Origin of the sequence: Comamonas terrae (assembly GCF_001544075.1) — a bacterium.
In the GTDB taxonomy this organism is placed as follows: domain Bacteria; phylum Pseudomonadota; class Gammaproteobacteria; order Burkholderiales; family Burkholderiaceae_C; genus Comamonas; species Comamonas terrae.
The window spans coordinates 19,009-42,553 of record NZ_BCNT01000004.1; the positions used below are offsets into that span (position 1 = coordinate 19,009).

At 68.0% G+C, this 23,545-nt stretch carries 22 protein-coding genes; 9 read left to right on the plus strand and 13 right to left on the minus strand.

The annotated features are described in order from the left end of the window. Positions 1–92: 92 nt before the first annotated feature. A complete protein-coding gene (locus Cte04_RS06425; protein WP_066474138.1) occupies positions 93–998 on the minus strand; it encodes a pirin family protein in 906 nt (301 codons plus the stop codon). Positions 999–1,129: 131 nt separating this feature from the next. Here Cte04_RS06425 and Cte04_RS06430 point away from each other — a divergent pair, with 131 nt between their 5' ends. Next, positions 1,130–2,041 (plus strand): LysR family transcriptional regulator, encoded by a 912-nt coding sequence (locus Cte04_RS06430; RefSeq protein WP_083526537.1) that lies wholly within the window; start codon positions 1,130–1,132, stop codon positions 2,039–2,041. Between the two features lie 15 nt (positions 2,042–2,056). Here the strand turns inward: Cte04_RS06430 and Cte04_RS06435 are convergent, their stop codons facing one another. Then, a complete protein-coding gene (locus Cte04_RS06435; RefSeq protein WP_066474140.1) occupies positions 2,057–2,554 on the minus strand; it encodes a glutathione peroxidase in 498 nt (165 codons plus the stop codon). 186 nt (positions 2,555–2,740) lie between these two features. Here Cte04_RS06435 and Cte04_RS06440 point away from each other — a divergent pair, with 186 nt between their 5' ends. After that, positions 2,741–3,304 carry a ferritin-like domain-containing protein gene (locus tag Cte04_RS06440; protein WP_066474142.1) on the plus strand — a complete coding sequence of 188 codons (564 nt, stop codon included), beginning with the start codon at positions 2,741–2,743 and terminating at the stop codon, positions 3,302–3,304. Between the two features lie 125 nt (positions 3,305–3,429). Here the strand turns inward: Cte04_RS06440 and Cte04_RS06445 are convergent, their stop codons facing one another. Beyond that, positions 3,430–4,026, minus strand: a complete 597-nt coding sequence (locus tag Cte04_RS06445) for a hypothetical protein (RefSeq protein WP_066474144.1) — start codon at positions 4,024–4,026, stop codon at positions 3,430–3,432. 220 nt (positions 4,027–4,246) lie between these two features. Between Cte04_RS06445 and Cte04_RS06450 the strand changes: the two genes are divergently transcribed. After that, positions 4,247–6,772, plus strand: a complete 2,526-nt coding sequence (locus Cte04_RS06450; protein WP_083526538.1) for a penicillin-binding protein 1A — start codon at positions 4,247–4,249, stop codon at positions 6,770–6,772. A 92-nt stretch (positions 6,773–6,864) separates the two neighbouring features. Here the strand turns inward: Cte04_RS06450 and Cte04_RS21735 are convergent, their stop codons facing one another. The 4 genes from Cte04_RS21735 to Cte04_RS06465 form a co-directional block, all read right to left on the minus strand. Then, positions 6,865–7,014 (minus strand): hypothetical protein, encoded by a 150-nt coding sequence (locus tag Cte04_RS21735; protein WP_169798040.1) that lies wholly within the window; start codon positions 7,012–7,014, stop codon positions 6,865–6,867. Positions 7,015–7,147: 133 nt separating this feature from the next. Continuing rightward, positions 7,148–7,921: a tyrosine-protein phosphatase gene (locus tag Cte04_RS06455; protein WP_066475336.1), complete on the minus strand. Its 774-nt coding sequence runs from the start codon at positions 7,919–7,921 to the stop codon at positions 7,148–7,150. A 36-nt stretch (positions 7,922–7,957) separates the two neighbouring features. Next, the gene (locus Cte04_RS06460; protein ID WP_066475338.1) at positions 7,958–9,481 is read right to left on the minus strand and encodes a class I adenylate-forming enzyme family protein; all 1,524 of its coding nucleotides are present in this window, start codon (positions 9,479–9,481) and stop codon (positions 7,958–7,960) included. A gap of 16 nt (positions 9,482–9,497) precedes the next feature. Next, positions 9,498–11,141, minus strand: a complete 1,644-nt coding sequence (locus tag Cte04_RS06465; protein WP_066474151.1) for an acyl-CoA dehydrogenase family protein — start codon at positions 11,139–11,141, stop codon at positions 9,498–9,500. Positions 11,142–11,296: 155 nt separating this feature from the next. Between Cte04_RS06465 and Cte04_RS06470 the strand changes: the two genes are divergently transcribed. After that, positions 11,297–11,938, plus strand: a complete 642-nt coding sequence (locus Cte04_RS06470) for a TetR/AcrR family transcriptional regulator (RefSeq protein ID WP_066474154.1) — start codon at positions 11,297–11,299, stop codon at positions 11,936–11,938. Between the two features lie 189 nt (positions 11,939–12,127). On the opposite strand, the gene Cte04_RS06475 is transcribed toward Cte04_RS06470, so the two are convergent. Beyond that, positions 12,128–15,061, minus strand: a complete 2,934-nt coding sequence (locus Cte04_RS06475) for a DNA topoisomerase III (protein ID WP_066474157.1) — start codon at positions 15,059–15,061, stop codon at positions 12,128–12,130. Positions 15,062–15,180: 119 nt separating this feature from the next. Here Cte04_RS06475 and Cte04_RS06480 point away from each other — a divergent pair, with 119 nt between their 5' ends. The 3 genes from Cte04_RS06480 (at position 15,181) to Cte04_RS06490 (ending at position 17,486) form a co-directional block, all read left to right on the plus strand. Beyond that, positions 15,181–15,699 carry an SET domain-containing protein gene (locus Cte04_RS06480; RefSeq protein WP_066474161.1) on the plus strand — a complete coding sequence of 173 codons (519 nt, stop codon included), beginning with the start codon at positions 15,181–15,183 and terminating at the stop codon, positions 15,697–15,699. A 165-nt stretch (positions 15,700–15,864) separates the two neighbouring features. After that, complete coding sequence (locus tag Cte04_RS06485) at positions 15,865–16,698, plus strand: biotin--[acetyl-CoA-carboxylase] ligase (protein ID WP_066474165.1); 834 nt, start codon at positions 15,865–15,867, stop codon at positions 16,696–16,698. Between the two features lie 80 nt (positions 16,699–16,778). Beyond that, the gene (locus tag Cte04_RS06490) at positions 16,779–17,486 is read left to right on the plus strand and encodes a sporulation protein (RefSeq protein WP_066474168.1); all 708 of its coding nucleotides are present in this window, start codon (positions 16,779–16,781) and stop codon (positions 17,484–17,486) included. A 112-nt stretch (positions 17,487–17,598) separates the two neighbouring features. Here the strand turns inward: Cte04_RS06490 and Cte04_RS06495 are convergent, their stop codons facing one another. The 4 genes from Cte04_RS06495 to Cte04_RS06510 form a co-directional block, all read right to left on the minus strand. Continuing rightward, on the minus strand, positions 17,599–18,576 hold the full coding sequence (locus Cte04_RS06495; protein ID WP_066474171.1) for a Bug family tripartite tricarboxylate transporter substrate binding protein: 978 nt from the start codon (positions 18,574–18,576) through the stop codon (positions 17,599–17,601). A 138-nt stretch (positions 18,577–18,714) separates the two neighbouring features. Beyond that, on the minus strand, positions 18,715–20,175 hold the full coding sequence (locus tag Cte04_RS06500; RefSeq protein WP_066474174.1) for a sensor histidine kinase: 1,461 nt from the start codon (positions 20,173–20,175) through the stop codon (positions 18,715–18,717). A 64-nt stretch (positions 20,176–20,239) separates the two neighbouring features. After that, positions 20,240–20,914, minus strand: a complete 675-nt coding sequence (locus Cte04_RS06505; RefSeq protein WP_066474181.1) for a response regulator — start codon at positions 20,912–20,914, stop codon at positions 20,240–20,242. 97 nt (positions 20,915–21,011) lie between these two features. After that, on the minus strand, positions 21,012–21,401 hold the full coding sequence (locus Cte04_RS06510; RefSeq protein WP_066474183.1) for a YybH family protein: 390 nt from the start codon (positions 21,399–21,401) through the stop codon (positions 21,012–21,014). On the opposite strand from Cte04_RS06510, the gene Cte04_RS06515 reads away from it, so the two are divergent. After that, positions 21,400–21,786, plus strand: coding sequence for a winged helix-turn-helix transcriptional regulator (locus Cte04_RS06515; RefSeq protein ID WP_217997570.1), 387 nt, complete (start codon positions 21,400–21,402; stop codon positions 21,784–21,786). The two genes, Cte04_RS06510 and Cte04_RS06515, sit on opposite strands and share 2 nt — an antisense overlap. Here Cte04_RS06515 and Cte04_RS06520 read toward each other — a convergent pair. Then, positions 21,768–22,259 (minus strand): MarR family transcriptional regulator, encoded by a 492-nt coding sequence (locus Cte04_RS06520; RefSeq protein WP_066474185.1) that lies wholly within the window; start codon positions 22,257–22,259, stop codon positions 21,768–21,770. The genes Cte04_RS06515 and Cte04_RS06520 overlap by 19 nt on opposite strands. A gap of 156 nt (positions 22,260–22,415) precedes the next feature. On the opposite strand from Cte04_RS06520, the gene recA reads away from it, so the two are divergent. Then, the gene (gene recA, locus Cte04_RS06525; RefSeq protein ID WP_066474186.1) at positions 22,416–23,522 is read left to right on the plus strand and encodes a recombinase RecA; all 1,107 of its coding nucleotides are present in this window, start codon (positions 22,416–22,418) and stop codon (positions 23,520–23,522) included. Positions 23,523–23,545: the final 23 nt, after the last annotated feature.

Below are 23,545 nucleotides of genomic sequence, written 5' to 3' on the forward strand. Positions count from 1 at the left end.
GGGTTTGGCGGTTGGAAAGGAACAGGGAAGCGAGAGGGGTTGCCACGCGGCCGGCAGGGCCGGCCGCGTGCCGGGAGCCGCTTCAGGGGCTCTCAGTGGTTGAGCACGGCCTCGGGCGCATTGCGCCCGCCGGCCGGTATGCGGCCGAACTGGCCGCTGCGGAAGTCCTCCAGCGCCTGCCGGATTTCCTCGTCGCTGTTCATGACGAACGGGCCGTAGCCGACCACGGGCTCGTCGATCGGCTCGCCCGCCAGCCACAGCAGCGTGGCGTCGTTGTTGGCTTCCAGGTGCACGGTGTCCGCGGCGCGGTCCATGTGCACCAGCTGGCCGGCGCGGGCCACTTCCTGCCCGTTGACCAGCACCGTGCCGTGCAGCACCACCAGCGCCAGCGTGTGGCCGGGCGGTGCCGCAAGCTCGGTGGAGGCACCGGCATGGAGCCGCACATCCCACACATCGATGGGCGTGAAGGTCCTGGCCGGCCCCTGGCTGCCAAGGTAGTCACCGGCGATGACGCGCAGATGACCCGCGCCGCCCGGCAGCGCCACCTGCGGGATGTCGGCATTGAGCAGGTTCTGGTAACCGGGGGCGGACATCTTGTCCCTGGCCGGCAGGTTGACCCACAGCTGCACCATCTCCAGCGGGCCGCCGCTCCTGGCGAAGGCTTCGGAGTGGTATTCCTCGTGCAGGATGCCCGAGGCCGCCGTCATCCACTGCACGTCGCCGGGGCCGATGGTGCCGCCGGCGCCCGTGGAATCGCGGTGGGCCACCTCGCCCTCGTAGACGATGGTCACGGTCTCGAAGCCGCGGTGCGGGTGCGTGCCCACGCCGCGCCGCGCCGTGGTGGGCGTGAAGTTCTGCGGGCCGGCATGGTCCAGCAGCAGGAAGGGGCTCAGGGCCTTGCCGTGGTCGCCGTAGCTGAACAGCGAACGCACGGGAAAGCCGTTGCCCACCCAGTGGGGACGGGGAGCTTCGTAGACACCCAGGATTTTCTTGAGCATGGTGTTTCTCCTTGCGGCTGGCCTGCGGTCCCTGTGGACACGCCAGGCGTTGAACATGGAGAAAGTATGAATTTGGAACGATGACCTGGGTAGTCCACAATATTCAGCTTCAGAGTTCCATTTTTAAAACGATGAAGCTGCCAGACCTCAACGAGCTGTACTACTTCGCCCAGGTGGTGGAGCACGGCGGATTCGCACCTGCGGGCCGTGCCCTGGGCCTGCCCAAGTCCAAGCTCAGCCGCCGCGTGGCCCTGCTGGAAGAGCGCCTGGGCACGCAGCTGCTGCTGCGCTCCACGCGCAGCTTTGCCGTGACCGAGGTGGGCAAGCGCTACTACCAGCACTGCCGCGCCATGCTGACCGAGGCCGAGGCGGCCGAGGAGTCCGTGGCGCTCGCGCATGCGGAACCCTGCGGCATGGTGCGCATGAGCTGCCCCGTGGCCCTGCTGGCGTCGCGCGTGGGCCGCATGCTGGGCGAATTCATGCGCCAGTACCCGCGCGTGCAGCTGCAGGTGGACGAAACCAACCGGCGCGTGGACGTGATCGGCGAAGGGCTGGACCTGGCCCTGCGCGTGCGCCCGCCGCCGCTGCAGGACAGCGACCTGGTGCTGCGCACGCTGGCCGAGCGCCGGCAATGCCTGGTGGCCGCGCCCGGGCTGCTGCAGCGCATGGGCGCGCCCGCCGGACCCATGGACCTGTCGGGCTGGCCTAGCCTGGACATGGGCGGCGCGCAGGAAACCCACCGCTGGGTGCTGTTCGGGCCCGATGCCGTGCGCGCCGAGGTGCGGCACCAGCCGCGCCTGGTGACCCAGTCCATGCTGGCGCTGCGCGATGCGGCCCTGCTGGGCGCCGGCGTGGTGCAGCTGCCCGGCATGTTCGTGCGCGAGAACCTGCGCAGCGGCGCGCTGGTGCAGGTGCTGCCGGGCTGGGAGCCGCGGCCCGAGATCATCCACGCCGTCTACGCCTCGCGCCGCGGCCAGCTGCCGGCCGTGCGCGCGCTGCTGGACCACCTGGCCCTGCAGTTCAAGGCGCTGCAGGAGGAATAAGGCGGGCCGGGCCGGCTACGCGGCCAGCGCGGCCTCGATGTCGGCGGCCAGCTTCTCGGGCCGGTCCTGGGGCGCGTAGCGGCGTATCACCTGGCCGTCGCGGCCCACGAGGAACTTGGTGAAGTTCCATTTGATGGACCGAGTGCCCAGCACGCCCGGCGCTTTGCTGGTCAGCCAGCGGTACAGCGGATGGGCGCCGGCGCCGTTGACCTCGATCTTGTGCATGAGCGGGAAGGTGACGCCGAAGTTCAGGTCGCAGAAGCTGGCGATTTCCTCGTCCGAGCCCTTTTCCTGCGCGCCGAACTGGTTGCACGGAAAGCCCAGCACCACCAGGCCGCGCTCCGCATACCGCTCGTGCAGGGCCTGCAGGCCCTTGTACTGCGGCGTGAAGCCGCAGGCGCTGGCCGTGTTGACGATGAGCAGCACCTTGTCGCGGTAGGCGCTCAGGGATACCGGCTGGCCGGCGATGCCGGTGGCTTCGAAGTCGTAGACCGAACTGGCGGATGCAGCCATGGCGTTCCTCGTGGCAGTCGCTGAAAGCCTCCAGCTTACGCCAATGGTCCACACCGGCCATCCCCCTGGTCAGGCAGGCTTATGAGGACTTGTCTCACAGACAGTGCCGGCAAAGCGGCCTAATTTCAGAGTTCCAGCAGGCCGCAACGACCTGCGGCTTTTCTCCATCACCAACGAAAGCCACGCATGAACGCAACTGCCGACAAGAAAACCGCGGCGTCCGTCCCGCATCAGCCGCTCGAACTGGACCAGCAAGCCCTGGAGCGCGCCAAGCGCAGCCTGGAGGACGGCGCCGTCGTGGAAGAGCACAGCCCCTGGCGGGAGGACATTATCAAGCTGCTCAACGACGCGCTGGCCACCGAACTGGTCTGCGTGCTGCGCTACAAGCGCCACCATTTCACGGCCACGGGGCTGTCCTCGCCCGCGATCGCGGAGGAGTTCCTGGTCCATGCCAACGAAGAACAGGCCCATGCGGACCGCATTGCCACGCGCATCGTGCAGCTGGGCGGCGAACCCGACTTCAATCCCGACAGCCTGAGCGGCCGCAGCCATGCCGACTACAACGACGAGCTGGACCTGCAGGCCATGATCCGCACCAACCTGATTGCCGAGCGCGTGGCCATCGAGGCCTACTCTCAGATGATCGAGCTGATCGGCGACAAGGACCCGTCCACGCGCCGCCTGATCGAGTCCATCCTCGAGCAGGAGCAGGAGCACGCCGACGAGCTGTCCGACTGGATGCAGAAATAAGCGCCCAGGCTCCATGAAAAAAGGCGCCGGCCCCGCAGAGGGACCGGCGCCTTTTTTCATCGCCGGGCTAGCCCGGCATGAAACGTGCCCCGCGCAGGGGGTGCGAGGGTGCCTTCATGGCAACCTTATTGCTGCACACAGCTGCCCTGGTTCTTCTCGAGCTGGGCCTTGGGCCACAGGTAGATGTTGTCCAGCTTCTCGGTCTGGCCGTTGGCCTCCAGCGGCAGCAGGCCGGGCAGGGCCTTGCAGCCGGCATCGGCGGCGGCCGGGGCGATCAGCGCGGCCTTGGGCGCGAAGCTGAAGCTTTCCTTCTTCTTTTCCTCCTTGTTCTGGAACACCACGTTCACCTGGCCCTTGGCAACGCGCCAGCTGCCGTGCATCACAAAGGGCTTGCCGTCCTTGCCGGGCTCCTCCCAGCTGGCGCGGCCGTTCTTGAGGAACTTCACGGTGACATTGGCGCCGCCCTCGTTCCAGCTCGCATAGGTCTGCGGCGCAAAGCGCGCGGCACGCGCATTCTGGTTGGCCTCGGCAATGGCCTGGCGGCGCTGCTGCTGGGCGGCATCGGCTTCGGCCTGGGCCTTGGCGGCAGCCTGGGCCGCAGCGTCGGCCTGGGCCTGGGTCGCGGCATCCGCGCCTTCGGGCTGGCCGGGCGCGCTGGTGCAGGCGCCCAGTGCCAGGGCGGCGGCGATGGCGGCGAAATAGGCGGACTGTTTGAATTTCATATCTGGTCTCCCGTGAAAACTGCCGCAGCATACGCCGGAGCCGCAGGCCGCCATAGGGGCTTTGGCGTGTTTGCAACCGTTGGCGGCATAAAACGAAACTGTCCTATTGCCAATACCGGGGCTGAGTCCATAGAAAAGCCGGGGCCGCCAAGCACAACGCCTGTTTTTTGGGCATTCTTGGCGGCTTCGCCAATTCGCGGCCTGCGGGCCGCCCTACAACGTGCGTCTGTTCCTGAACGAATTGAAAGAGAAATGGGGTCCGCGCGCTGCGGCGCTGTGGTCGCGGCTGCGCGCCAGCGGCCCGGGCCGGCGCATTGCCGCCCTGCCCTGGTGGCACCGCTGGCCCACGCGGCGCGAGTGGCTGCGGCTGGCCGCGGCGCTGCCACTGCTGTTCGCGCTCTATGTGCTGTGCCTGATACCGTTCACGCCCAGCATCAGCGACATCCGCAAGGCCAAGCAGGAGCAGCCCGCGCAGATCATGAGTGCGGACGGCAAGCTCATCGGCGAGTTCAAGCGCAGCAACCGCCAGTGGGTGCCGCTGGAGCAGATCGCGCCGTCGGTGGTGCAGGCCCTGGTGGCCACCGAGGACCACCGTTTCTACGAGCACCACGGCATGGACTTCAAGCGCACCATGGGTTCGCTCGTCCTCACGCTGCAGGGCAAGCCGCAGGGCGGCTCCACCATCACCCAGCAGCTGGCGCGCAACCTCTACCCGACCGAGATCGGCCGCGCGCGCAACCTCAACCGCAAGCTCAAGGAGGCGATCACGGCCTTCAAGATCGAGGCGCTCTACACCAAGGACGAGATCCTCGAAACCTATCTGAACACCGTGCCCTTTCTCTACAACGCCTACGGCATAGAGATGGCTTCGCGCACCTATTTCGACAAGCCCGCGGCCAGGCTCACGGTGCTGGAAAGCGCCACGCTGGTGGGCATGCTCAAGGGCAATGCCTACTACAACCCCGTGCTCAACCCGGACCGCGCGCTGTCGCGCCGCAACACGGTGATGGCGCAGATGGTCAAGCGCGGCGAGCTCCAGCAGGCCGAGTTCGAGCGCCTGAGCAAGCGCCCGATGCGGCTGAACTTCGAGCGCCAGGAAGAGCCCGCAGGCATGGCCCCGCACTTCGCGCAGCAGCTGCGCAAATGGCTGATCGCCTGGGCCGACGCGCATGACTACAACATCTATGCCGACGGCCTGGTGGTGCGCACCACCATCGACTCGCGTCTGCAGGCCTGGGCCAACCAGGCCGTGGAGCGCCAGATGCGCACGCTGCAGGGCGTGGCCAACAGCGGCTGGAGCCAGGCCGGCGGCTGGAATGCCGCCAACCCCTTGGTGCAGCAGCTGGTGCGCGAGAGCGAGCCCTACCGCCGGCTGCGCGCCAAGGGCGACAGCGAGGAAGGCGCGCTCAAGGCCGTGCTGGCCGACAAGGCCTTCATGAAGAGCCTGCGCGAGGACAAGACGCGCGTGCAGGCGGGCTTCGTGGCCATGGATCCGCGCACCTCGGCCGTGCTGGCCTGGGTGGGCAGCCGCGACTATGCGCAGGACGCGTTCGACCACGTGGCCCAGGCGCGCCGCCAGCCGGGCTCCACCTTCAAGCCCTTCGTCTACGGCGCGGTGCTGCAGCAGGGCGCCCATCCCGAGGACACGCGCAAGGACGAGGAAGTCGAGATCAAGCTGCCCGGCGGCGAAGTCTGGCGCCCCACCGATGCCGTGGCGCCGACCGGAGAGCCCATCACGCTGACCGACGCCCTGGCCTACTCCAAGAACACGGTCACGGCCGAACTCATGCAGGACGTGGGCGCCAACCGCGTGATCCGCCTGGCGCGCGCGCTGGGCGTGCGCCAGAGTCCTTTGGCGCCCGTGCCGGCCCTGGCCCTGGGCGCCAGTCCGGTCACGCTGCTGGAAATGGTGAACGCCTACGGCAGCCTGGCCAACGCCGGCCGCTACATCCCGCCGCAGCTGGTGACGCGCATCGAGAGCAGCGACGGCGAGGTGCTGGCCGAATTCACGCCGCCCAAGCCCGAACAGGCCTGGGACGAGGCGCACAACTACCAGCTCGTGGACATGATGCGCGCCGTGGTCAACAAGGGCACGGGCCGCGCCATACGCCAGCGCTACGGCATACGCGCCGACGTGGCCGGCAAGACCGGCACCACCCAGGGCAATGCCGACGGCTGGTTCATCCTCATGCACCCGCAGATCGTGGCCGGCGCCTGGGCCGGCTTCAACGATGCGCGCATCACCCTGCGCAGCGACCAGTGGGGCCAGGGCGCGCGCAGTGCCCTGCCCATGGTGGGCGACTTCATGGCGCGCGCGCTGCGCAGCCCGCTGCTCAATGCCAAGGCGCATTTCGCCTCGCCCGAGACCTCGCACTGGTGGAGCGATTTCGTGGACCGCCTGCGCGACAGGATGCAGCAATGGACGGGCTCCGGCAGCGACGAGGAGCCGGACGGACATGCCGCCCCGGCACCGGGCAAGCGCCCCCCGGCCTCAGCGCCCGCGCCTGAACCGGCGCCCGACTCCGGGATCGAGGAAAGCACGCCGGCGCTGCCGCCGTCCAGGGCGCCGGCTCCGCCGCCACCTGCCGACAATGCACAGCCGCCCGACCTCGACACCAGCCCGGGGCTGGCGCCCGGCGACAACACGCCGCCCCCCCAGGCCGCCGGGCAGGCTCCGCCCGGCTGGAGCGACATCGGCACGCCGCTGCCGCCGCTGCAGCCCGCGCCGGCGCAGAATCGGCCATGAGCCGCCCGTGAACCGCCCTGCAAAAAAGCCCTGCCGGCATCGGCCGGGCAGGGCTTTTTTTTTTGCAATCAGCCGCGGTAGCGGCAGTGGCCTCAGCGGGTACGGGAAATGTTGGTATCGATGGTGCCGAACACGGTGATGCCGCTTTCGCCCGAGCCTGACTGCACAGGCGCCGTGCCCGAACAGGCCGACAGGGCAGCCAGCATCACGGCAGCGGCGGCGGTGGAAATCCAATGGCGCATAAGCGTTCTCCTGGGCATAGAGGGGCTCCGGCAGAGCCATGGCCCATGGTAGCGCCCAGCGCAGAAGCCGAGGACAGAACAGGGTGATTTCAGGCTCGAACGCTTGCCGGACAAGCGCTTCCAGCTATCAATTTCACTGCTCCAGATACAGCTCTGCCAGGCGTTTGCGCACCTGGGCATCCACGCCCAGCGCTTCGCTCAGATAGCGGTCCACGCTGCCGTGCTGCGCGCGCGCCAGCTCCACCGAGGCCATGAGGAAGGAAGGCTGCACGCGCCACAGCACGTCCAGCACCTCGGCGGACATGTGGCCATACATCTGCGCGGGGCGCCTGAACAGGCTGTTGGTCAGCAGGTAGTCCTGCATGATCTGCTCCTCGTCCACGCCCAGGGCCGTGAGCAGCAGGGCCGCGGCCCAGCCCGTGCGGTCCTTGCCGGCCGTGCAGTGGAAGACCAGCGGCGCGTCGCCCTGCTGCAGCAGCGTGAAGAACTGGGCAAAGCGCGGGCTGTAGGTCTGCACGAAGCTGCGGTAGGTGTCGTGCATCAGTTCCTCGGTGGCGGCCACGGTCAGGCCTTCGCCGGACTCCAGCATGGCCTGGGCCCGCTGCACCACCGTGGGCTCGACCACCAGCGCGTGGCGCGTGAGCTGCGGCCAGCTGTAGGAAAGGTGCTGGCTTTCGGTCAGGCCGCGGAAATCCGCGCTGCGCGTCACGCCCAGCACCTGCAGCGCCGCAAGGTCCTGCGGCGTCAGATGGGCCAGATGGGCCGAACGGTACAGCCGGCCCCAGCGCAGGCGCCGGCCGTCCCGGGTCAGGTAGCCGCCCAGGTCGCGGAAGTTGGAAGCGCCAACGAGGCTGACGGAGCGCGATGGCGTGGCGGGCAGAGAGGGGGAAAGCAGTTCGGCATCCATGTCCCAAGAGTAGCCGATATGCATTTCCCCATCATGTCAGGCCTGCGACGCACTGCGCAGCAGATGTTTCAACAGTTTTCCCGTGGCCGTGCGCGGCAGGGCCTCGCGAACCTCGTAGACACGCGGGATCTTGTACCGGGCCAGCCGGGGTTCGAGAAAGCCACGCAGCGCAGCTTCGTCCAGCCGCCGGCCCGGGCGCGGCGTGAGCACGGCCACCACGGTTTCGCCCCATTCGGGATGGGGGCGGCCGATGACGGCCACGTCCTGCACATCGGGATGGGCGGCCAGCACGTCTTCCACCTCCTTGGAATACACGTTCTCGCCGCCCGTGACGATCATGTCCCTGAGCCGGTCCACGATGTAGAGGTAGCCGTCCTCGTCGATGCGCGCCAGGTCGCCGCTGCGGTACCAGCCCCCGGAATCGAAGGCGGCGGCGCTGGCCTCGGGGTTGTCGAGATAGCCCTGCATCATGGCGGCCGAGCGCAGGTGGATCTCGCCCACCTCGTCGGGGCTGCAGGGACTGCCGTCGGCGCGCCGCACTTCCAGGGCCACGCCGGGGACGCCGCAGCGGCCTATGGAGCCGGCCTTGGCAATGGCCTCCTCGGGGTAGAGCACCGTGCCCAGCGGGCCCGATTCGGTCATGCCGTAGACCTGCATGAAGCGGTCGCTGCCGTAGCTGGCCGCCAGCCGGCGCGCCATGTCTGCGCCCAGCGGACCGCCGCCGTAGGCCCACAGCCGCATGGCGCTGAAGTCGTAGGCCGCCACATCGGGCACCACGGACAGCGGCGCCAGGAACGCGATGGGGGCGCCGAAGGTGAAGGTGATGCGCTCGCCCGCCAGCGCCTCGAGAAAGGCCTTGGGCGCATATTCGCGCAGCAGCACCGCGGTGCCGCCCATGAGCAGCGTGCCCAGCAGCCAGTTGTTCAGCGGCGAGGAATGCCAGACGGGCATGGCGATCAGCGTGCGCTCCTGGTGCGTGAGCGAGGTGCCGGCCGCCGCGCACAGCGCCGCATGAAAGACATTGGCATGGCTGTGCAGGCAGCCTTTGGGCTGGCCCGTGGTGCCCGAGGTGTAGAGGATCTCGGCCGGGGCCTGGGCATCGGGCGTGCCTCCATCCGCATGCGGTGCGGCCTGCTCCAGCAGCTCGTCGAGGAACGGCAGGCCCTGGGCGCGGCTGTCGGTGCTCATCCAGCGGGTGCCGCCGGCCATGCGGCCGGCCAGCGGCGCCAGCGTGCCGTCGGCGATGCACAGCTTCACGCGCGCATGGTCGAGGATGTACTGCACCTCGGGTGCCTGCAGCTTGTGGTTGACGGGCACCACGGTGGCGCCCAGCCGCCAGGCGCCGAACAGCGCGAAGACAAAGCCCGGCGTGTTCAGGCACAGCAGGGCCACGCGGTCGCCGCGGCGCACGCCCTGGCCATGCAGCACGGCGGCGGTCTTGCGGCTGGCTTCGGCCAGGGCCGCATAGCTCCAGTCGCGCGCCGGTTGGCCGATGGCGCGCAGCGCCAGCTTTTCGGGCCGCGTGCGGGCCTGCTGGTCCAGCAGCGATACAAAATCCATCATGGCTTGCCTCTCCTCAGTCCGTCCAGGCGGCGCGCAGCAGCGCTGCGGGATCGCCCGTGCCGCAGGCCGCGCCGGCCACCGCCCCCCAGTCGGCGTCGAAGCGGCTGGCGATGAAGGCCGAGGCGGCGGCGCTGTCCGCATGGCGCAGCATCAGGCTGGCCTGCACCGTGAGCGCCAGGCGCTGGGTAAAGCGCCGCGCCTCGCGCTCCAGGGCCTGGGGCGGCTGAGCGACAGCGGCGCGCAGCTTGCCGACCTGCGCGGCCAGCAGCGGCTCCTGCGAAGCCGTGTCCTGCAGGTGGTCCAGCAGCAGGTGCGCGTCGTCGGGATTGCGGGAGATGGCGCGCAGCACGTCCAGGCACATCACGTTGCCCGAGCCTTCCCAGATGGAGTTGACCGGCGCCTCGCGGAACAGCCGGCCCATGGGGCCGGTCTCCACATAGCCGTTGCCGCCGAAGACCTCCATGGCCTCGCCCGTGAAGCCCACGGCGCGCTTGCAGTTCCAGAACTTGGCGGCCGGCGTGACGATGCGGCGCCAGGCCAGGTCCAGCGCATCGCCGCTGCCAAAGCGCGCGGCCAGGTCCATGGCCAGCCAGGTGGCGGCCTGGGACTCCAGCGCCATGTCGGCCAGCAGCGCCGTCATCACGGGCTGCTCGGCCAGCGGCAGGCCGAAGGCATAGCGGTTGCGGCTGTAGTGCAGCGCCTGCACCAAGGCCTGGCGCATGAAGCCGGCGCTGGACAGTGCGCAGTCCAGCCGCGTGTAGGTGGCCATCTCGATGATGGTGGAGATGCCGCGCCCCTCCTCGCCGATGAGCACGCCCCAGGCCTCGTGGAACTCCACCTCGCTGCTGCTGTTGGAGCGGTTGCCCACCTTGTCCTTGAGGCGCTGGATGTGGATGGCGTTCTTGCTGCCGTCGGGGCGCCAGCGCGGCACGAAAAAGCAGGTGGAGCCGCCCTCTTCGGTCTTGGCCAGCACCAGGTGCCCGTCGCACATGGGAGCGGAGAAGAACCACTTGTGGCCCGTGATCAGGAATTCCTCGCCCCAGGGGCCACGTCCATAAGGAGCAGCGCGCGTGGTGTTGGTCCGCACGTCGCTGCCGCCCTGGCGCTCCGTCATGCCCATGCCCACGGTGATGGAGCGCTTGCCCGCCAGCGGAATGTCGCGCGCATCGTGCTCGGTGGAGGCCAGCAGCGGAGCGACCACCGCATCGAGCTGCGGATTGAGGCGCAGCAGCGGAATGCTGGCCTTGGTCATGGTTGTGGGGCAGGTCGAGCCCGATTCGATCTGGCTGTGCATGAACAGCGACGCGCCATAGGCAGGCCAGGCGCTCCGGCGCCCGTCGACGAAGGGCAGGTTGGCAATGCCGTTGCGCCGCGCGATGGCCATCATCCGGTGCCAGGCCGGATGAAAGCGCACCTGGTCGATGCGGTCGCCCGTGGGCGAATGGGTGTGCAGCTCGGGCTCGAAATGGTTGGCTTCCTCGGCCGCACGCAGCGTGGCCTCGGCGCCGTATTCGGCCCCCTGGCGCAGCAGCTCGGACTCGCGCCACTGGGCACCGCCGCGCGCCACGGCGCGCTGCAGCACCGGGTCGCTGGCGTAGAGGTTGTAGTCCTTGAGTTCGGGAACCTGGTTGTGGGGGTGGATGCCGATATCTGCCATGGCGTGTCTCCTTTGTCCGCTGGCGCCGGGCTACGGTCCTGCTGTCCGCAGCCGCGCAAGCCCTGCCGTCTTGTTTGCCCCTGCATGCCGCAGGCCGGGGTACACGTTAGATTCTAGGAAGCGACCCTTCTTCACGTGTTCGGATTTGCGCAGCCATGAAACCCTCTTCCAGCCGGCCACCCGCGGCCGGGCGCCGGCGCCCCTCGCAGTCGCGGGCGCGCCAGACTTCGCAGGCCCTGCAGGACGCCTTTGTTCGGCTTTTGGTCGAGCGCGGCTACGCGGCGATCACGGTGCGCGAGATCGTGCTGGTGGCCGGCACCGGCCTGGGCAGCTTCTACGAGTACTTCGCCAGCAAGGAAGACCTGGCGCGCGTCTGCCTGCACCTGCGCACCAAGGCCCTGCTGCTGGGCATGCGCGGCGTGGCCGCCAGCCATGCGGGCCGGCCTCTGCAGGACATCGTGCAGGCCGTGGTGGACTCGCAGCTGCAGGCCCACCGCGAGCGGCCCGAGGAATGGAGCGCGCACTACCTGCTGGAGCGCCACTACTCCAGCGCCGAGGCCTACCGCAAGATGTACGAGCGCTTCGTGGATGCCTGGGCCGGCGCCATCGAGACGGCCAGCGACCTGCCGCCCGGCTATCCGGTGCGCGCGGCGGCGCGGGTCAGCCAGACCATTCTCTACGGCCTGTTTTCCCACGCCCACCTGCGTGCGCCAGGGCCTGATCCGTCCGCGCTGCGGACCGAGGCCTGCACGGCCATCGCGGCCTATCTGAACGCCTTGCCCAGCGCACAAGGCTGAAATGCCCCGCAGTGCGCAATTAAAAGCTGCCTGCGCTTGCTGGATAAGGAGTTGAGATGCTTTTGCATCAAACTTCTATGCACAGCAAGCTCTAACAGCTCTTGTTTTGAGAGCACCACTCAAAACCGGCGCTGCCCCAACCCGGGGGCGGCGAAGCCGCCTTCCCGCCGGGGGAAGGCGCGCAGCGCCTCAGGGGGCTACATGTTTCCCGACAATGCCGGCCAGCTCGAACATGCTGATCTGGTCCTTGCCGAACACGGGCCTGAGCTTGGCATCGGCATTGATGGCGCGCTTGTTGGCGGCATCCTGCAGGCCGTTGGCCTTGATGTAGTCCCACAGCTTCTTGATCACTTCGGGGCGCGAAGTGGGCTCGCTGCCGATCACCGCGGCCAGCTCTGCGCTGGGCTTGAGCGTGGCGCTCACGGTGCGCGGCTTCTTCGCCGCTGCAGTCTTGGCTGCCGTCTTGGTCGCGGTCTTTGCGGCGGTCTTCTTGGCGGCAGCGGTGGTCTTGGCGGCAGCTCCCGTCTTCGCCGCCGCAGAGCCCGCCGTCTTGCGCGGCGGGTATTTGCTTTCGCGCTGCTCGAACTCGAAATTGACCTTGCCCGCGGCGCCGTCCCAGACCAGGAAGGCCTTGAAGTTGCGGCGCGTGCGGTTGGAGACGAACTTCTCCAGCAGATCGGTCTTGCCGGTCTGCAGCAGCTTGCTCATCTGCTCGCGCTCGATGGGCTGCTGCAGGATGATCTGGCCGCTCTTGAAGTCGCAGCTGGGCGTGGGCTGGGCCAGCGTGGGCACAGCCTTGGAGCAGACATAGTTGCTGCCGTGCTCGTAGACCGGCGCGCCGCACTTGGGACATGGGCCCAGCGGCTGCTGGCCGGCGAAGTCCACGATCTCGCCTGTGTCCTCGGAATCCTTGTCGTCGCCGAAGTCGAATTCGAGCTTGTAGTTGCCCCCCTCCTCGTCGCGCACGATGGCGACTTCGGCCACGAAGGGCCAGCCGGCCTTGGAGCGGAATCCCTCCAGCGGGCCGATGCGGCGCTCGCGCAGCAGTTGTTCGGCTTCGGCCGTCTCGAAGGTGCGGCCCGCGGGCGACTTGGTGAACGAGAAGCCGCAGCCTTCGCCCGTGCCGCTGGCACCCGTGCAAGCGTAGCGGCGGTAGTTTTCCTTGACCACGCCGCCGCAGTTGGGGCAAGGCGTCTGCAGCGTCGCATAGTCGCCGGGCACGGTATCGCGGTCGTATTCCTTGGCCTTCTTGACCAGCTTCTCGGTCATGGCCTGGATCTGCTGCATGAAGGCTTCGCGCGAAAGCTGGCCCTTTTCCATTTGCGAGAGCTTGTATTCCCACTCGCCGGTCAGGTCGGCGCGTGAGAGCTCCTCCACGCCCAGGCCGCGCAGCAAGGTCATGAGCTGGAAGGCCTTGGCCGTGGGAATCAGCTCGCGGCCTTCGCGCAGCATGTATTTTTCGGTGATCAGACCTTCGATGATGGCCGCGCGTGTGGCTGGTGTGCCCAGGCCTTTTTCCTGCATGGCTTCGCGCAGCTCGTCGTCGTCGATCTGCTTGCCCGCGCTTTCCATGGCGCCCAGCAGTGTCGCTTCGGAATAGCGCGCCGGCGGCTTGGTTTTCAGGCCCTTGACCTCGGCATGCTGGGTGCGCGGCTGCTCGCCGGGCTGCACGGCCACCAGCGGCTGGCCCTTGTCGCCTTCCTTGGCGTCCTCGACCTCGTTGGCGGCTTCCTTGCCGTAGATGGCCAGCCAGCCCGGCTTGACCAGCACCTTTCCCTCGGTCTTGAAGCTGTGCTGCTCGACCTTGCTGATGCGCGTGGTGACCTGGTATTCGGCGCTCGGGAAGAACACGGCCATGAAACGGCGCACGACCAGGTCATAGAGCTTCTGCTCGGCCTCGGACAGGCCCGAAGGCGCCTGCGTGGTCGGAATGATGGCGAAGTGGTCCGAGACCTTGCTGTTGTCGAAGATGCGCTTGGTCGGGCGGATGTAGTTGTCGTTGATGGCCTGCTGCGCGAACGGCGCCAGATGGCGCATGGAGCTTGCGGCCAGCATGGCGAAGGTCTGGTGCGCCACGGGCAGGTAGTCCTCGGGCAGTGCGCGCGAGTCGGTACGCGGATAGGTCAGGGCCTTGTGGCGCTCGTACAGGCTTTGCGCCAGCGCCAGCGTGGTCTTGGCCGAGAAGCCGAACTTGCCGTTGGCCTCGCGCTGCAGGCTGGTCAGGTCGAACAGCAGCGGCGAGGCCTGCGTGGTGGGCTTGCTTTCCTCGGTGACGGTGGCAGGCTTGCCCTGCACCGCGGCGGCAATCGCCTCGGCCTGGCGCTTGTCCCAGATGCGGTCGGCGCGCGCCTCGGCGTCTTCGCCCTTCTTCCACTGGGGATCGAACCACTTGCCCAGGTACTGGCCGGCCTGGGCGCCGAAGGTGCCGTGCACCTCCCAGTAGTCGCGGCTCACGAACTTGCGGATCTTTTCCTCGCGCTCGACGACCAGCGACAGCGTGGGCGTCTGCACGCGGCCCACGGTGGTCAGGAAAAAGCCGCCGTCGCGCGAGTTGAAGGCCGTCATGGCGCGCGTGCCGTTGATGCCCACCAGCCAGTCGGCCTCTGAGCGGCTGCGCGCGGCGCTGGCCAGGCCCTGCATCTGCTGGTCGCTGCGCAGGTGCTGGAAGCCGTCGCGGATCGCCTGGGGCGTCATGGACTGCAGCCACAGGCGCCGGATGGGCTTGCCCAGCGTACCCTTGGCGCCGCCCGCGTACTGCTCGATCAGGCGGAAGATCAGCTCACCCTCGCGGCCCGCGTCGCAGGCATTCACGAGTTCGGTCACGTCCTTGCGCTTGGCCAGCTTGACCACGGCGTTGAGCCGGCTCTTGGTCTTGTCCACGGGCTTGAGGTCGAAGTGCGGCGGAATCACCGGCAGGTGCGCAAAGCTCCATTTGCCGCGCTTGACGTCGTACTCCTCGGGCGCCTGGATTTCCACCAGATGGCCCACCGCGCTGGTCACCACATAGCGCTCGCTCTCGAAATATTCGTCGTGCTTCTCGAACTTGCCGGCCACCGGGGTCAGCGCGCGGACGATGTCCTGCGCCACCGATGGCTTCTCAGCAATCACCAGGGTCTTTGTCATTGTGTGTTCTCGTCGTCATTAACCGCCCGCGCGCCACGCGGCGCCCGGGCTCATACAATCCGCTTCTCACGCGTGCGCACGCACGCGCATGTGTGCACATCCAAGTTATCAGAGAAAACATGCCCCGCACATCCCTGGCCCCATCGACCCAGCCCCCGGGTGGCCGCCGCATCCAGACCCGGCGCTCCGGCGTGCATGGCAAAGGCGTTTTCGCCGTGCAGGATATTGCCGAGGGCGAAACCATCATCGAATACGTGGGCGAGGTCATCAGCTGGCAGGAGGCCCAGGACCGCCATCCGCACGACCCCTCCCAGCCCAACCACACCTTCTACTTCCATGTGGACGAAGACCATGTGATCGACGCCACCCACGAAGGCAACTCCTCGCGCTGGATCAACCACAGCTGCGAGCCCAACTGCTACACGGACGAGCGCGCCGGCCGCATCTTCATCGTGGCGCTGCGCAATATCGCGGCGGGCGAGGAGCTGAACTACGACTACGGCCTGATGGTGGACGAGCGCTACACCAAAAGGCTCAAGGCCGAATACCCATGCCACTGCGGCAGCGCCCGCTGCCGCGGCACGCTGCTCGCGCCCAAGCGGGGCTGGCGTCCGCCGATGCCTGGAGACACCCCCTGAGCCGCTACGCGGCCTCTCCCTCTCTCTACGCGCTTCGCGCTATGGGAGGGGGACGACAGCCTCGCTGCGGGACGGCGCGGCCGGCGCAGGCCCTTGCTCCCTGTCTCCGAGTTGGAACATGCTTATTCAAGGCCTGCTCGTCACATAGAAATTTTGGATAAAAAAATGACCCAGCCGATTCACTGGAATGCCGAAGCCCTGTGGCAGGCGATCGCACCGCAGCTGCCGGGCTTCAGCGTGGAAGTGCTGCCGTCCATCGGCTCCAGCAATACCGAGCTCATGCGCCGCGCGCGCGAAGGCCAGACCGACCCGGTGCTGCTCATCGCCGAGCAGCAGACCGCCGGCCGCGGCCGCCTGGGGCGCAACTGGATCAGCGGCGTCGGCGATTCGCTGATGTTCTCGCTGGGCATGCCGCTGGCGCCGCGCGACTGGTCGGGCCTGTCACTGGCCGTGGGCGTGAGCGTGGCCGAGAGCCTGCAGCCCCAGCTGCCGGCCGCAGGCAGCGCTGTGCCGAAAATCGGCATCAAGTGGCCCAACGACCTGTGGCTGGAAGGCGACCGCAAGCTGGCCGGCATCCTGATCGAGACGGCCAGCTTCGTGGGTAGCCACCAGCACGACGTGCATGCGCCGCGCTATGTGGTGATCGGCGTGGGCATCAATGTGCGCCCGCGCCCCGGCGACGGCATGCGCACGCCGCCGGCCTGCCTGCAGGAGCTGGATCCCGCGCTGGACGCGCCCACGGCCCTGGCCTGCATACTGCCGGCCCTGGTCAATGAAGTGCAGGGTTTTGCCCACGGCGGATTCGCGCCGCTGATGGAGCGCTTTGCCCGGCGCGACCTGCTGGCCGGGCGCGAAGTGGTGCTGAGCGACGGCAGCAGCGGCCTGGCCCAGGGCGTGGGCGCCGACGGCGGCTTTCTGGTGCGCACGGCCGCCGGCCTGCAGGCCGTGACCAGCTCCGAGATCAGCGTGCGGCCCGCCGGCAGCCCGTTGCAGGCCTGAAATGGAACACCCCCTGAGCCGCTGCGCGCCTTTCCCCTCTCCCTGCGCGCGTCCCATGCATCGCTGATGCCAAGAAACATATGCTGAGAATCGCCTTCCTGCTGCTCGTGCTGGCCAATGCCGGCTACTACCTGTGGAGCCACGGCCAGCTGGCGGCGTGGGGCCTGGCGCCGGCCACCCAGTCCGAGCCGCAGCGCCTGGAGCAGCAGATCAAGCCCGAGGCGCTGGAGATCCTGCCGTCCGCCCCGCCCGCTCCCGCAGCCCCCTCGCCAGAACCCGTACCGGCCGCACCGGTTGCCGCCGCCGCAGCGACCGAGGCCGCCGCAGCCAGAGGCCCGGCGGTCTGCCTGCAGGCCGCCGGCGTGGAGGAGCGCCAGGCCGACAACCTGCGCCGCGCGCTGGCGCAGCTGCCGCGCGAGCAGTGGGAGCTGATCGCCAACCACCAGCCGGGCCGCTGGATGGTCTACATGGGCAAGTTTCCCGATGCCGAGTTCCTCGACCGCAAGCGGGCCGAGCTGCGCGCGCTCAAGATCGACTTCGACCGCGCGGGCGGCAACCTGGAGCCGGGCCTGTCCCTGGGCCGCTTCTCCACCGAGGAGGCCGCCACGCGCCAGCTGACGGCCTTTGCCCGCCAGGGCGTGCGCACGGCCCGTGTGGTGCAGGAACGCCCCGATGTCACCACCTACACGCTGCGCCTGCCCAAGGCCACGCCGGCGCTGCGCGCCGAAGTCGAGACCCTGGCCGGCCGCAATCTCGATGCCAGGGCCCTGCGCGCCTGCGCGCGCTGAACCGGGGCTTGAGAGGCCGCCCGCTCCCGGCATATGGGCTGACCACGCAAAAAAGGCCTGCATCGCAGGCCTTTTTCATGGTGGGGTGCCAGTGCCAGGCACCCTGGGCGCATCAGTCCAGATGGATCTGGGCGACTGCCGCCACCTTCTTCATCTTGGCGACTTCGTTGGCGATCTGCTTGGTGAAGTCGGCGCTGGACGTGCCCGAGACATACAGGCCCTGCGAAGCCATGCGCTGCTTGACGGCGGGGTCCTTCAGGGCCGCGACGATGGCCTTCTGCACGCGCTCCACCTGGGCGGGGGGCGTGTTCTTGGGGGCCACGAGGCCGAACCACGAAGGATCGTTGAGGTCCGGATGGCCGGCCTCGGCATAGGTGGGCACATCGGGCAGCACGTCCAGGCGCTCGCGCCAGGACACGGCCAGGGCCTTGACCTTGCCGGACTTGATGTGCGGCAGCGAGGAAGCCACCTGGTCGAAGTACACGGGCACCTGGCCGCCGAGCACGTCGTTGATGGCCGGGCCTGCGCCCTTGTAGGGGATGTGGGTCATCTGGGTGCCGGTGCTCTTGAGGAACTGGGCGCCCCACATGTGGGCGATGGTGCCGTTGCCGGGCGTGGCGAAGCTGACCTTGCCGGGGTTGGCCTTGAGGTAGGCCACGAATTCGGCGAAGTTCTTGACCGGAATCTGCGCAGGGTTGATCACGAGCACGCCGGGGGCCTTGACGATCTCGGTCACGCCCACGAAGTCGTTGATCGCGTCATAGGGCAGCTTCTTGTAGACGGCCGGATTCACGCCCTGGGTGGACAGCGTGGCGATGCCGAAGGTCACGCCGTCGGTGGCGCGCGCCACTTCGGCCATGCCGATGGAGCCGCCGGCGCCGGCGCGGTTCTCGATCACCACGGGCTGGCCGCCCAGCAGCTTGGGCAGCACGTCCTGCATGTTGCGGGGCACCATGTCGGTGGAGCCGCCGGGCGGGAAGGGAACGACGATGCGCAGGGGACGCGTGGCGTCCTGGGCCATGGCCAGGCCAGGGGCGGAAGAGACCACTGCGGAAGCGGCAGCGGTGCAGAGGAATTGACGACGTTGCATCAAGAAAGCTCCAAGGATCCAAACAAACCTAGTACGGTACCGATCACGGCAGTTGCCATTTTTGCAACTCAATGTTTCAGCCCGACTTGTGATTCCGATTGTAGGGGAAGCAAGTATTTGCTCAGCCGTAGGCTGCGCTCAAGTTCTCGGCCTATTGTCCGGCGCAGCGTCAAGAGCCAGGAAACGCACGGTAAAACGGGCGCCCGGCGCACCCTGGCCCGGGCGGGCATCCTCGAGCAGCACCTGCGCGCCGTGCTGGCGCGCGATCTCCATCACGATGGGCAGGCCCAGGCCCGAGCCGTCGGCCTCCGAGCCCAGCGCACGGTAGAACGGCTGGAAGATCAGCTCCCGCTCGGCCTGGGGCACGCCCGGGCCGGAGTCTTCGACCTGCAGCAGCAGCACGCGGCCGAAGTGGTCGGCCTGCACGCGCACAGTGACCATGCCCGGCGCCTCGCTGCTCGAGGGCGTGTAGTTGATGGCGTTGTCCACCAGGTTGCGGACCAGCTCGGTCAGCAGCGTGGCATTGCCGCTGAGCCAGACGCCGGGCGTGGCGGCCTCGGCGCCCTCGTAGCCCAGGTCGATGTGCTTGTCCAGCGCGCGCGGCAGGCAGTCCAGCACCACGTCGGTGGCGATGCGCACCAGATTGCAGGGCTTCATGGCCGGCACCGCGCTCTCGGCCCGCGCCAGCGCCAGCAGCTGGTTCACCGTGTGCGTGGCGCGCATGCTGGAGCGGCCGATCTGCTGCAGCGAGCGCTTGAGCTCGTCGGTGCTGGTGCCTTCGCGCTGGGCCAGGTCGGCCTGCATGCGCAGTCCGGCCAGCGGCGTCTTGAGCTGGTGGGCCGCGTCGGCCAGGAAGCGCTTTTGCGTGGCGATGGAGTCGTCCAGCCGCTCCAGCAGGCCGTTGACCGAATCGACCAGCGGCACCACTTCCAGCGGCACGTCCTTGTGGTTGATGGGCGAAAGGTCCTCGGGCTTGCGCGCGCGGATGCGCTCCTCGAGCCGGTGCAGCGGCTTGATGCCGCGCGCCAGCGCCAGCCACACCAGCAGCGCCGCCAGCGGCAGGATGACGAACTGCGGCAGCATCACGCCCTTGATGATCTCGGTGGCCAGCACGCTGCGCTTCTCGCGCGTTTCGGCCACCTGCACCAGCGCGAGCGCATCGCCGGGCAGCGGCATGCGCACCCAGATATAGGCCACGCGCAGGTCTATGCCCTTGTATTCCTCGTCGCGCAGCAGCACCGTGCCCGAGGGCGGCGCCTCGTCGGCCTCGGGCGGCAGCGGCAGGTCGCGTTCGCCGGCCAGGTACTCGCCCTTGACGCCGCGCACCTGGAAGAAGATGGTGTCCGATTCGTCGGCGCGCAGGATCTCGCTGGCCGACTGCGGCAGGTTGAACTGCACCTTGCCGCGCTGCACCACGACGAGCTGGGCCAGCGCCTGGGCGTTGTATTCCAGCGCGCGGTCGAACGGCTTGTTGGCCAGGCCCTGGGCCACCAGCCAGGTCAGCGCCAGGCTGACCGGCCACAGCAGCAGCAGCGGCGTGAGCATCCAGTCGAGGATTTCGCCGAAGAGGGAACGCTGCTCGCGCTGGAAGATTTTCACGGTTCAAGCCTTTTTGGCCACCAGCGCCCGTCCATCAAGCGCAGACAGCTATCGAATGAATAGCTCAACCGGGGATTTTTTCAAGGCAGTAGCCCAGGCCGCGCACCGTGGCGATGCGGATGGGGCCGCGCTCGATCTTCTTGCGCAGACGGTGGATGTAGACCTCGATGGCGTTGTTGCTCACCTCCTCGCCCCATTCGCACAGGCGATCCACGAGCTGGTCCTTGCTCACCAGCCGGCCCGCGCGCTGCAGCAGCACCTCCAGCAGGCCCAGCTCGCGCGCCGACAGCTCGACCATCTTGCCGTCGATGGTGGCCACGCGCCCCGCCTGGTCGTAGACCAGCGGCCCGTGCTTGATGGTGGAGCTGGCCCCGCCCATGCCGCGGCGCGTCAGCGCGCGCACGCGCGCCTCCAGCTCGGACAGCGCGAACGGCTTGGCCATGTAGTCGTCGGCGCCCAGGTCCAGCCCCTGCACGCGCTCCTCGATCGAATCGGCCGCGGTGAGGATCAGCACCGGCAGCGCATCGCCGCGCCCGCGCAGGCGCTTGAGCACCTCCAGGCCGTGCATGCGCGGCAGGCCCAGGTCCAGGATCAGCAGGTCGAACTCGCTGCTGGTCATCAGCGCCGCATCGGCCTCGCTGCCGTTGGCCACATGGCTGACCACGGCGCCCGAGCTGCGCAGCGTGCGCAGCAGGCCATCGGCCAGCACCTGGTCATCTTCGGCAATCAGTATGCGCATGGGGAGTCTCCTGAAATATGGTCACCGCTGTCGACGCAAGAACAGTGGCTGCTTTGGCTCCGATTCTAGGTCGCCGCAGGAGGCTGGCACAGCGGGCTTACGGGCGGCCTGCGGGCAGGGACAGTGCTGCGGCATGGTCGATGACGTAGAGCCAGCGGCCGTCGGCCTGGCGCCGGACGACCTCGGCCGTGCTGCCATTCGCGACGAGACCGCCATCGTCGCCATACAGCGTCCAGTCGGCGCGCAGCAAGGCGATCTCTGCGCATTCGATGCAGAAATTGTTGTGGGATACCATGCGCCCCGGCACGGCCAGCAGGCGGGACAGCGGCTCGGCGATCCGGGTCCGGCCGCGCCAGGTATCGGTGCTGCCATCCACACGCAGTGCGGCGTCGGGCTCATACAGCGCCAGCAGATGGGCCAGATCGCGGCTGTTGAAGGCGCGCGCAAAAGTTTCATTCATGGCGGCAGGGGTCAGGACCTTGAACATGTTTTCTCCTTGGATGGATGTCGAGACCGGCATCAGAGCACTGGACCATCCAGCTATCCAAACGGATAGCCGGCCCGAGATGCCCCGTCCCGTGCGCCCCCAGTCCTGCCCTGTCGAGGACTGGCTGGCCTTCCTCGGCCACCGCTGGAATGCACTCGTCCTTTGGCATCTGCGTGCAGCCCCTCTTCGGCATGGAGAGCTGATGGAGTGCCTGCCCGGCATCACGCCCAAGGTGCTTGGCGAGCGGCTGGCCGCCCTGCAGGACCGCGGACTCGTGGCCCGCGCTGAAGGCCGGCACGGCTACATGCTCACTCGGCGCGGGAGCACCTTGCTGGGCGTGCTCGATCAGCTCGAACTCTGGGCCCGCTACGCTCCGCCGGCATAGGCTTCCAGGCCTAGCGCCACCACCGTGGCCACGTCCTCGCCCACGGCTTCGCGGAACTCCGCCTCGGCCTGGGCCACCGCATCGTGGAAGGCCTGCAGCCAGGCCAGGCCGGTCTCGGTGAAGCGCACACGCCTGGCGCGCGCATCGCGGGCATCGGCCTCGCGCGTGACCAGGCCCCAGGCCTCGCACTGCGCCACCAGGTCCGCCATGGCCTGCTTGGTCATGCCGGCCTTCTCGGCCAGGTCCGTGACCCGGTCGCCGGCCAGCGACAGATGCCGCGTGATGTGGATGTGGGCCGCGCCCACCTTGTCACGTGCGGCGAGGTTGGACAGCGCCAGCGGCACTTGCACATCGCGCGCCATGAGCTGCAGCACGCGCGCATCGAAGCGGCGCATGGCATGGCCGAGCAGGCGGCCCAGATGGGTCTGGCGCCAGGCGTCCGCGGGCGGGGTGACAGGGGCAATTTCGGACATTGCAGGTATTTCGGAGTCAGGGCAAATAGTAAGGCAAACTGTCTAAATATTTCAACACATGGACAGTACAAACCCATAAACTACTGTTCAAGCATCCAGCCTGAATGTAAATACAGAGCTGCAACCGACCCGCATCCACTCTTCCAGGAGCCTGTTATGAACGCCATCGCCAAGACCGCCGAAGCCAACAGCGAAAAAGCCAAGGCACTCGCCGCCGCCCTCGCCCAGATCGAAAAGCAATTCGGCAAGGGCACCATCATGAAGCTGGGCGAAGGAGAGGCCATCGAGGACATCCAGGTGGTCTCCACCGGCTCGCTGGGCCTGGACATCGCCCTGGGCGTGGGCGGCCTGCCGCGCGGCCGCGTGATCGAGATCTACGGTCCCGAATCCTCGGGCAAGACCACGCTGACGCTGCAGGTCGTGGCCGAGATGCAGCGCCAGGGCGGCACCTGCGCCTTCATCGACGCCGAGCATGCGCTGGACACCAGCTATGCCCAGAAGCTGGGCGTGAACCTGAACGACGTGCTGATCAGCCAGCCCGACACCGGCGAGCAGGCCCTGGAGATCGTGGACAGCCTGGTGCGCTCGGGCGCCGTGGACCTGATCGTGGTGGACTCGGTGGCCGCGCTCACGCCCAAGGCCGAAATCGAGGGCGAGATGGGCGACCAGCTGCCCGGCCTGCAGGCCCGCCTGATGAGCCAGGCGCTGCGCAAGCTGACCAGCACCATCAAGAAGACCAACTGCATGGTCATCTTCATCAACCAGATCCGCATGAAGATCGGCGTGATGTTCGGCTCGCCCGAAACCACCACCGGCGGCAATGCGCTGAAGTTCTACGCCTCGGTGCGCCTGGACATCCGGCGCACCGGCACCATCAAGAAGGGCGACGAGGCCATCGGCAACGAAACCAAGGTCAAGGTGGTGAAGAACAAGGTCTCGCCTCCGTTCAAGACCGCCGAGTTCGACATCCTGTTCGGCGAAGGCATCTCGCGCGAAGGCGAAATCCTGGACATGGGCGTGAATGCCAAGATCCTCGACAAGTCGGGCGCCTGGTATGCCTACAACGGCGAGAAGATCGGCCAGGGCCGCGACAATGCCCGCGAATTCCTGCGCGAGAACCGCGACCTGGCCGTGGAGATCGAGAACAAGGTGCGCGAAAGCCTGGGCATCAAGCTGCTGCCCACCGAAGGCGGCGAGGCCCCCGAAGCCAAGTCCTCCGGCAAGAAGGGCAAGGTCGACAAGGACGGCGTGATAGAAGCTTAAGCCCCCTGAGCGACTTCTCGTCG

Excerpts from the sequence above, each read along its gene's own strand:
- Cte04_RS06430 (WP_083526537.1), top strand. The coding sequence starts at position 1,130 with ATGAAGCTGCCAGACCTCAACGAGCTGTACTACTTCGCCCAGGTGGTG.
- Cte04_RS06445 (WP_066474144.1), bottom strand. The coding sequence starts at position 4,026 with ATGAAATTCAAACAGTCCGCCTATTTCGCCGCCATCGCCGCCGCCCTG.
- Cte04_RS06465 (WP_066474151.1), bottom strand. The coding sequence starts at position 11,141 with ATGGCAGATATCGGCATCCACCCCCACAACCAGGTTCCCGAACTCAAG.
- Cte04_RS06435 (WP_066474140.1), bottom strand. The coding sequence starts at position 2,554 with ATGGCTGCATCCGCCAGTTCGGTCTACGACTTCGAAGCCACCGGCATC.
- Cte04_RS06460 (WP_066475338.1), bottom strand. The coding sequence starts at position 9,481 with ATGGATTTTGTATCGCTGCTGGACCAGCAGGCCCGCACGCGGCCCGAA.
- Cte04_RS06425 (WP_066474138.1), bottom strand. The coding sequence starts at position 998 with ATGCTCAAGAAAATCCTGGGTGTCTACGAAGCTCCCCGTCCCCACTGG.
- Cte04_RS06505 (WP_066474181.1), bottom strand. The coding sequence starts at position 20,914 with ATGCGCATACTGATTGCCGAAGATGACCAGGTGCTGGCCGATGGCCTG.
- Cte04_RS06480 (WP_066474161.1), top strand. The coding sequence starts at position 15,181 with ATGCCCCGCACATCCCTGGCCCCATCGACCCAGCCCCCGGGTGGCCGC.
- Cte04_RS06475 (WP_066474157.1), bottom strand. The coding sequence starts at position 15,061 with ATGACAAAGACCCTGGTGATTGCTGAGAAGCCATCGGTGGCGCAGGAC.
- Cte04_RS06485 (WP_066474165.1), top strand. The coding sequence starts at position 15,865 with ATGACCCAGCCGATTCACTGGAATGCCGAAGCCCTGTGGCAGGCGATC.
- Cte04_RS06470 (WP_066474154.1), top strand. The coding sequence starts at position 11,297 with ATGAAACCCTCTTCCAGCCGGCCACCCGCGGCCGGGCGCCGGCGCCCC.
- Cte04_RS06515 (WP_217997570.1), top strand. The coding sequence starts at position 21,400 with ATGTTTTCTCCTTGGATGGATGTCGAGACCGGCATCAGAGCACTGGAC.
- Cte04_RS06490 (WP_066474168.1), top strand. The coding sequence starts at position 16,779 with ATGCTGAGAATCGCCTTCCTGCTGCTCGTGCTGGCCAATGCCGGCTAC.
- Cte04_RS06455 (WP_066475336.1), bottom strand. The coding sequence starts at position 7,921 with ATGGATGCCGAACTGCTTTCCCCCTCTCTGCCCGCCACGCCATCGCGC.
- recA (WP_066474186.1), top strand. The coding sequence starts at position 22,416 with ATGAACGCCATCGCCAAGACCGCCGAAGCCAACAGCGAAAAAGCCAAG.
- Cte04_RS21735 (WP_169798040.1), bottom strand. The coding sequence starts at position 7,014 with ATGCGCCATTGGATTTCCACCGCCGCCGCTGCCGTGATGCTGGCTGCC.
- Cte04_RS06510 (WP_066474183.1), bottom strand. The coding sequence starts at position 21,401 with ATGTTCAAGGTCCTGACCCCTGCCGCCATGAATGAAACTTTTGCGCGC.
- Cte04_RS06495 (WP_066474171.1), bottom strand. The coding sequence starts at position 18,576 with ATGCAACGTCGTCAATTCCTCTGCACCGCTGCCGCTTCCGCAGTGGTC.
- Cte04_RS06520 (WP_066474185.1), bottom strand. The coding sequence starts at position 22,259 with ATGTCCGAAATTGCCCCTGTCACCCCGCCCGCGGACGCCTGGCGCCAG.
- Cte04_RS06440 (WP_066474142.1), top strand. The coding sequence starts at position 2,741 with ATGAACGCAACTGCCGACAAGAAAACCGCGGCGTCCGTCCCGCATCAG.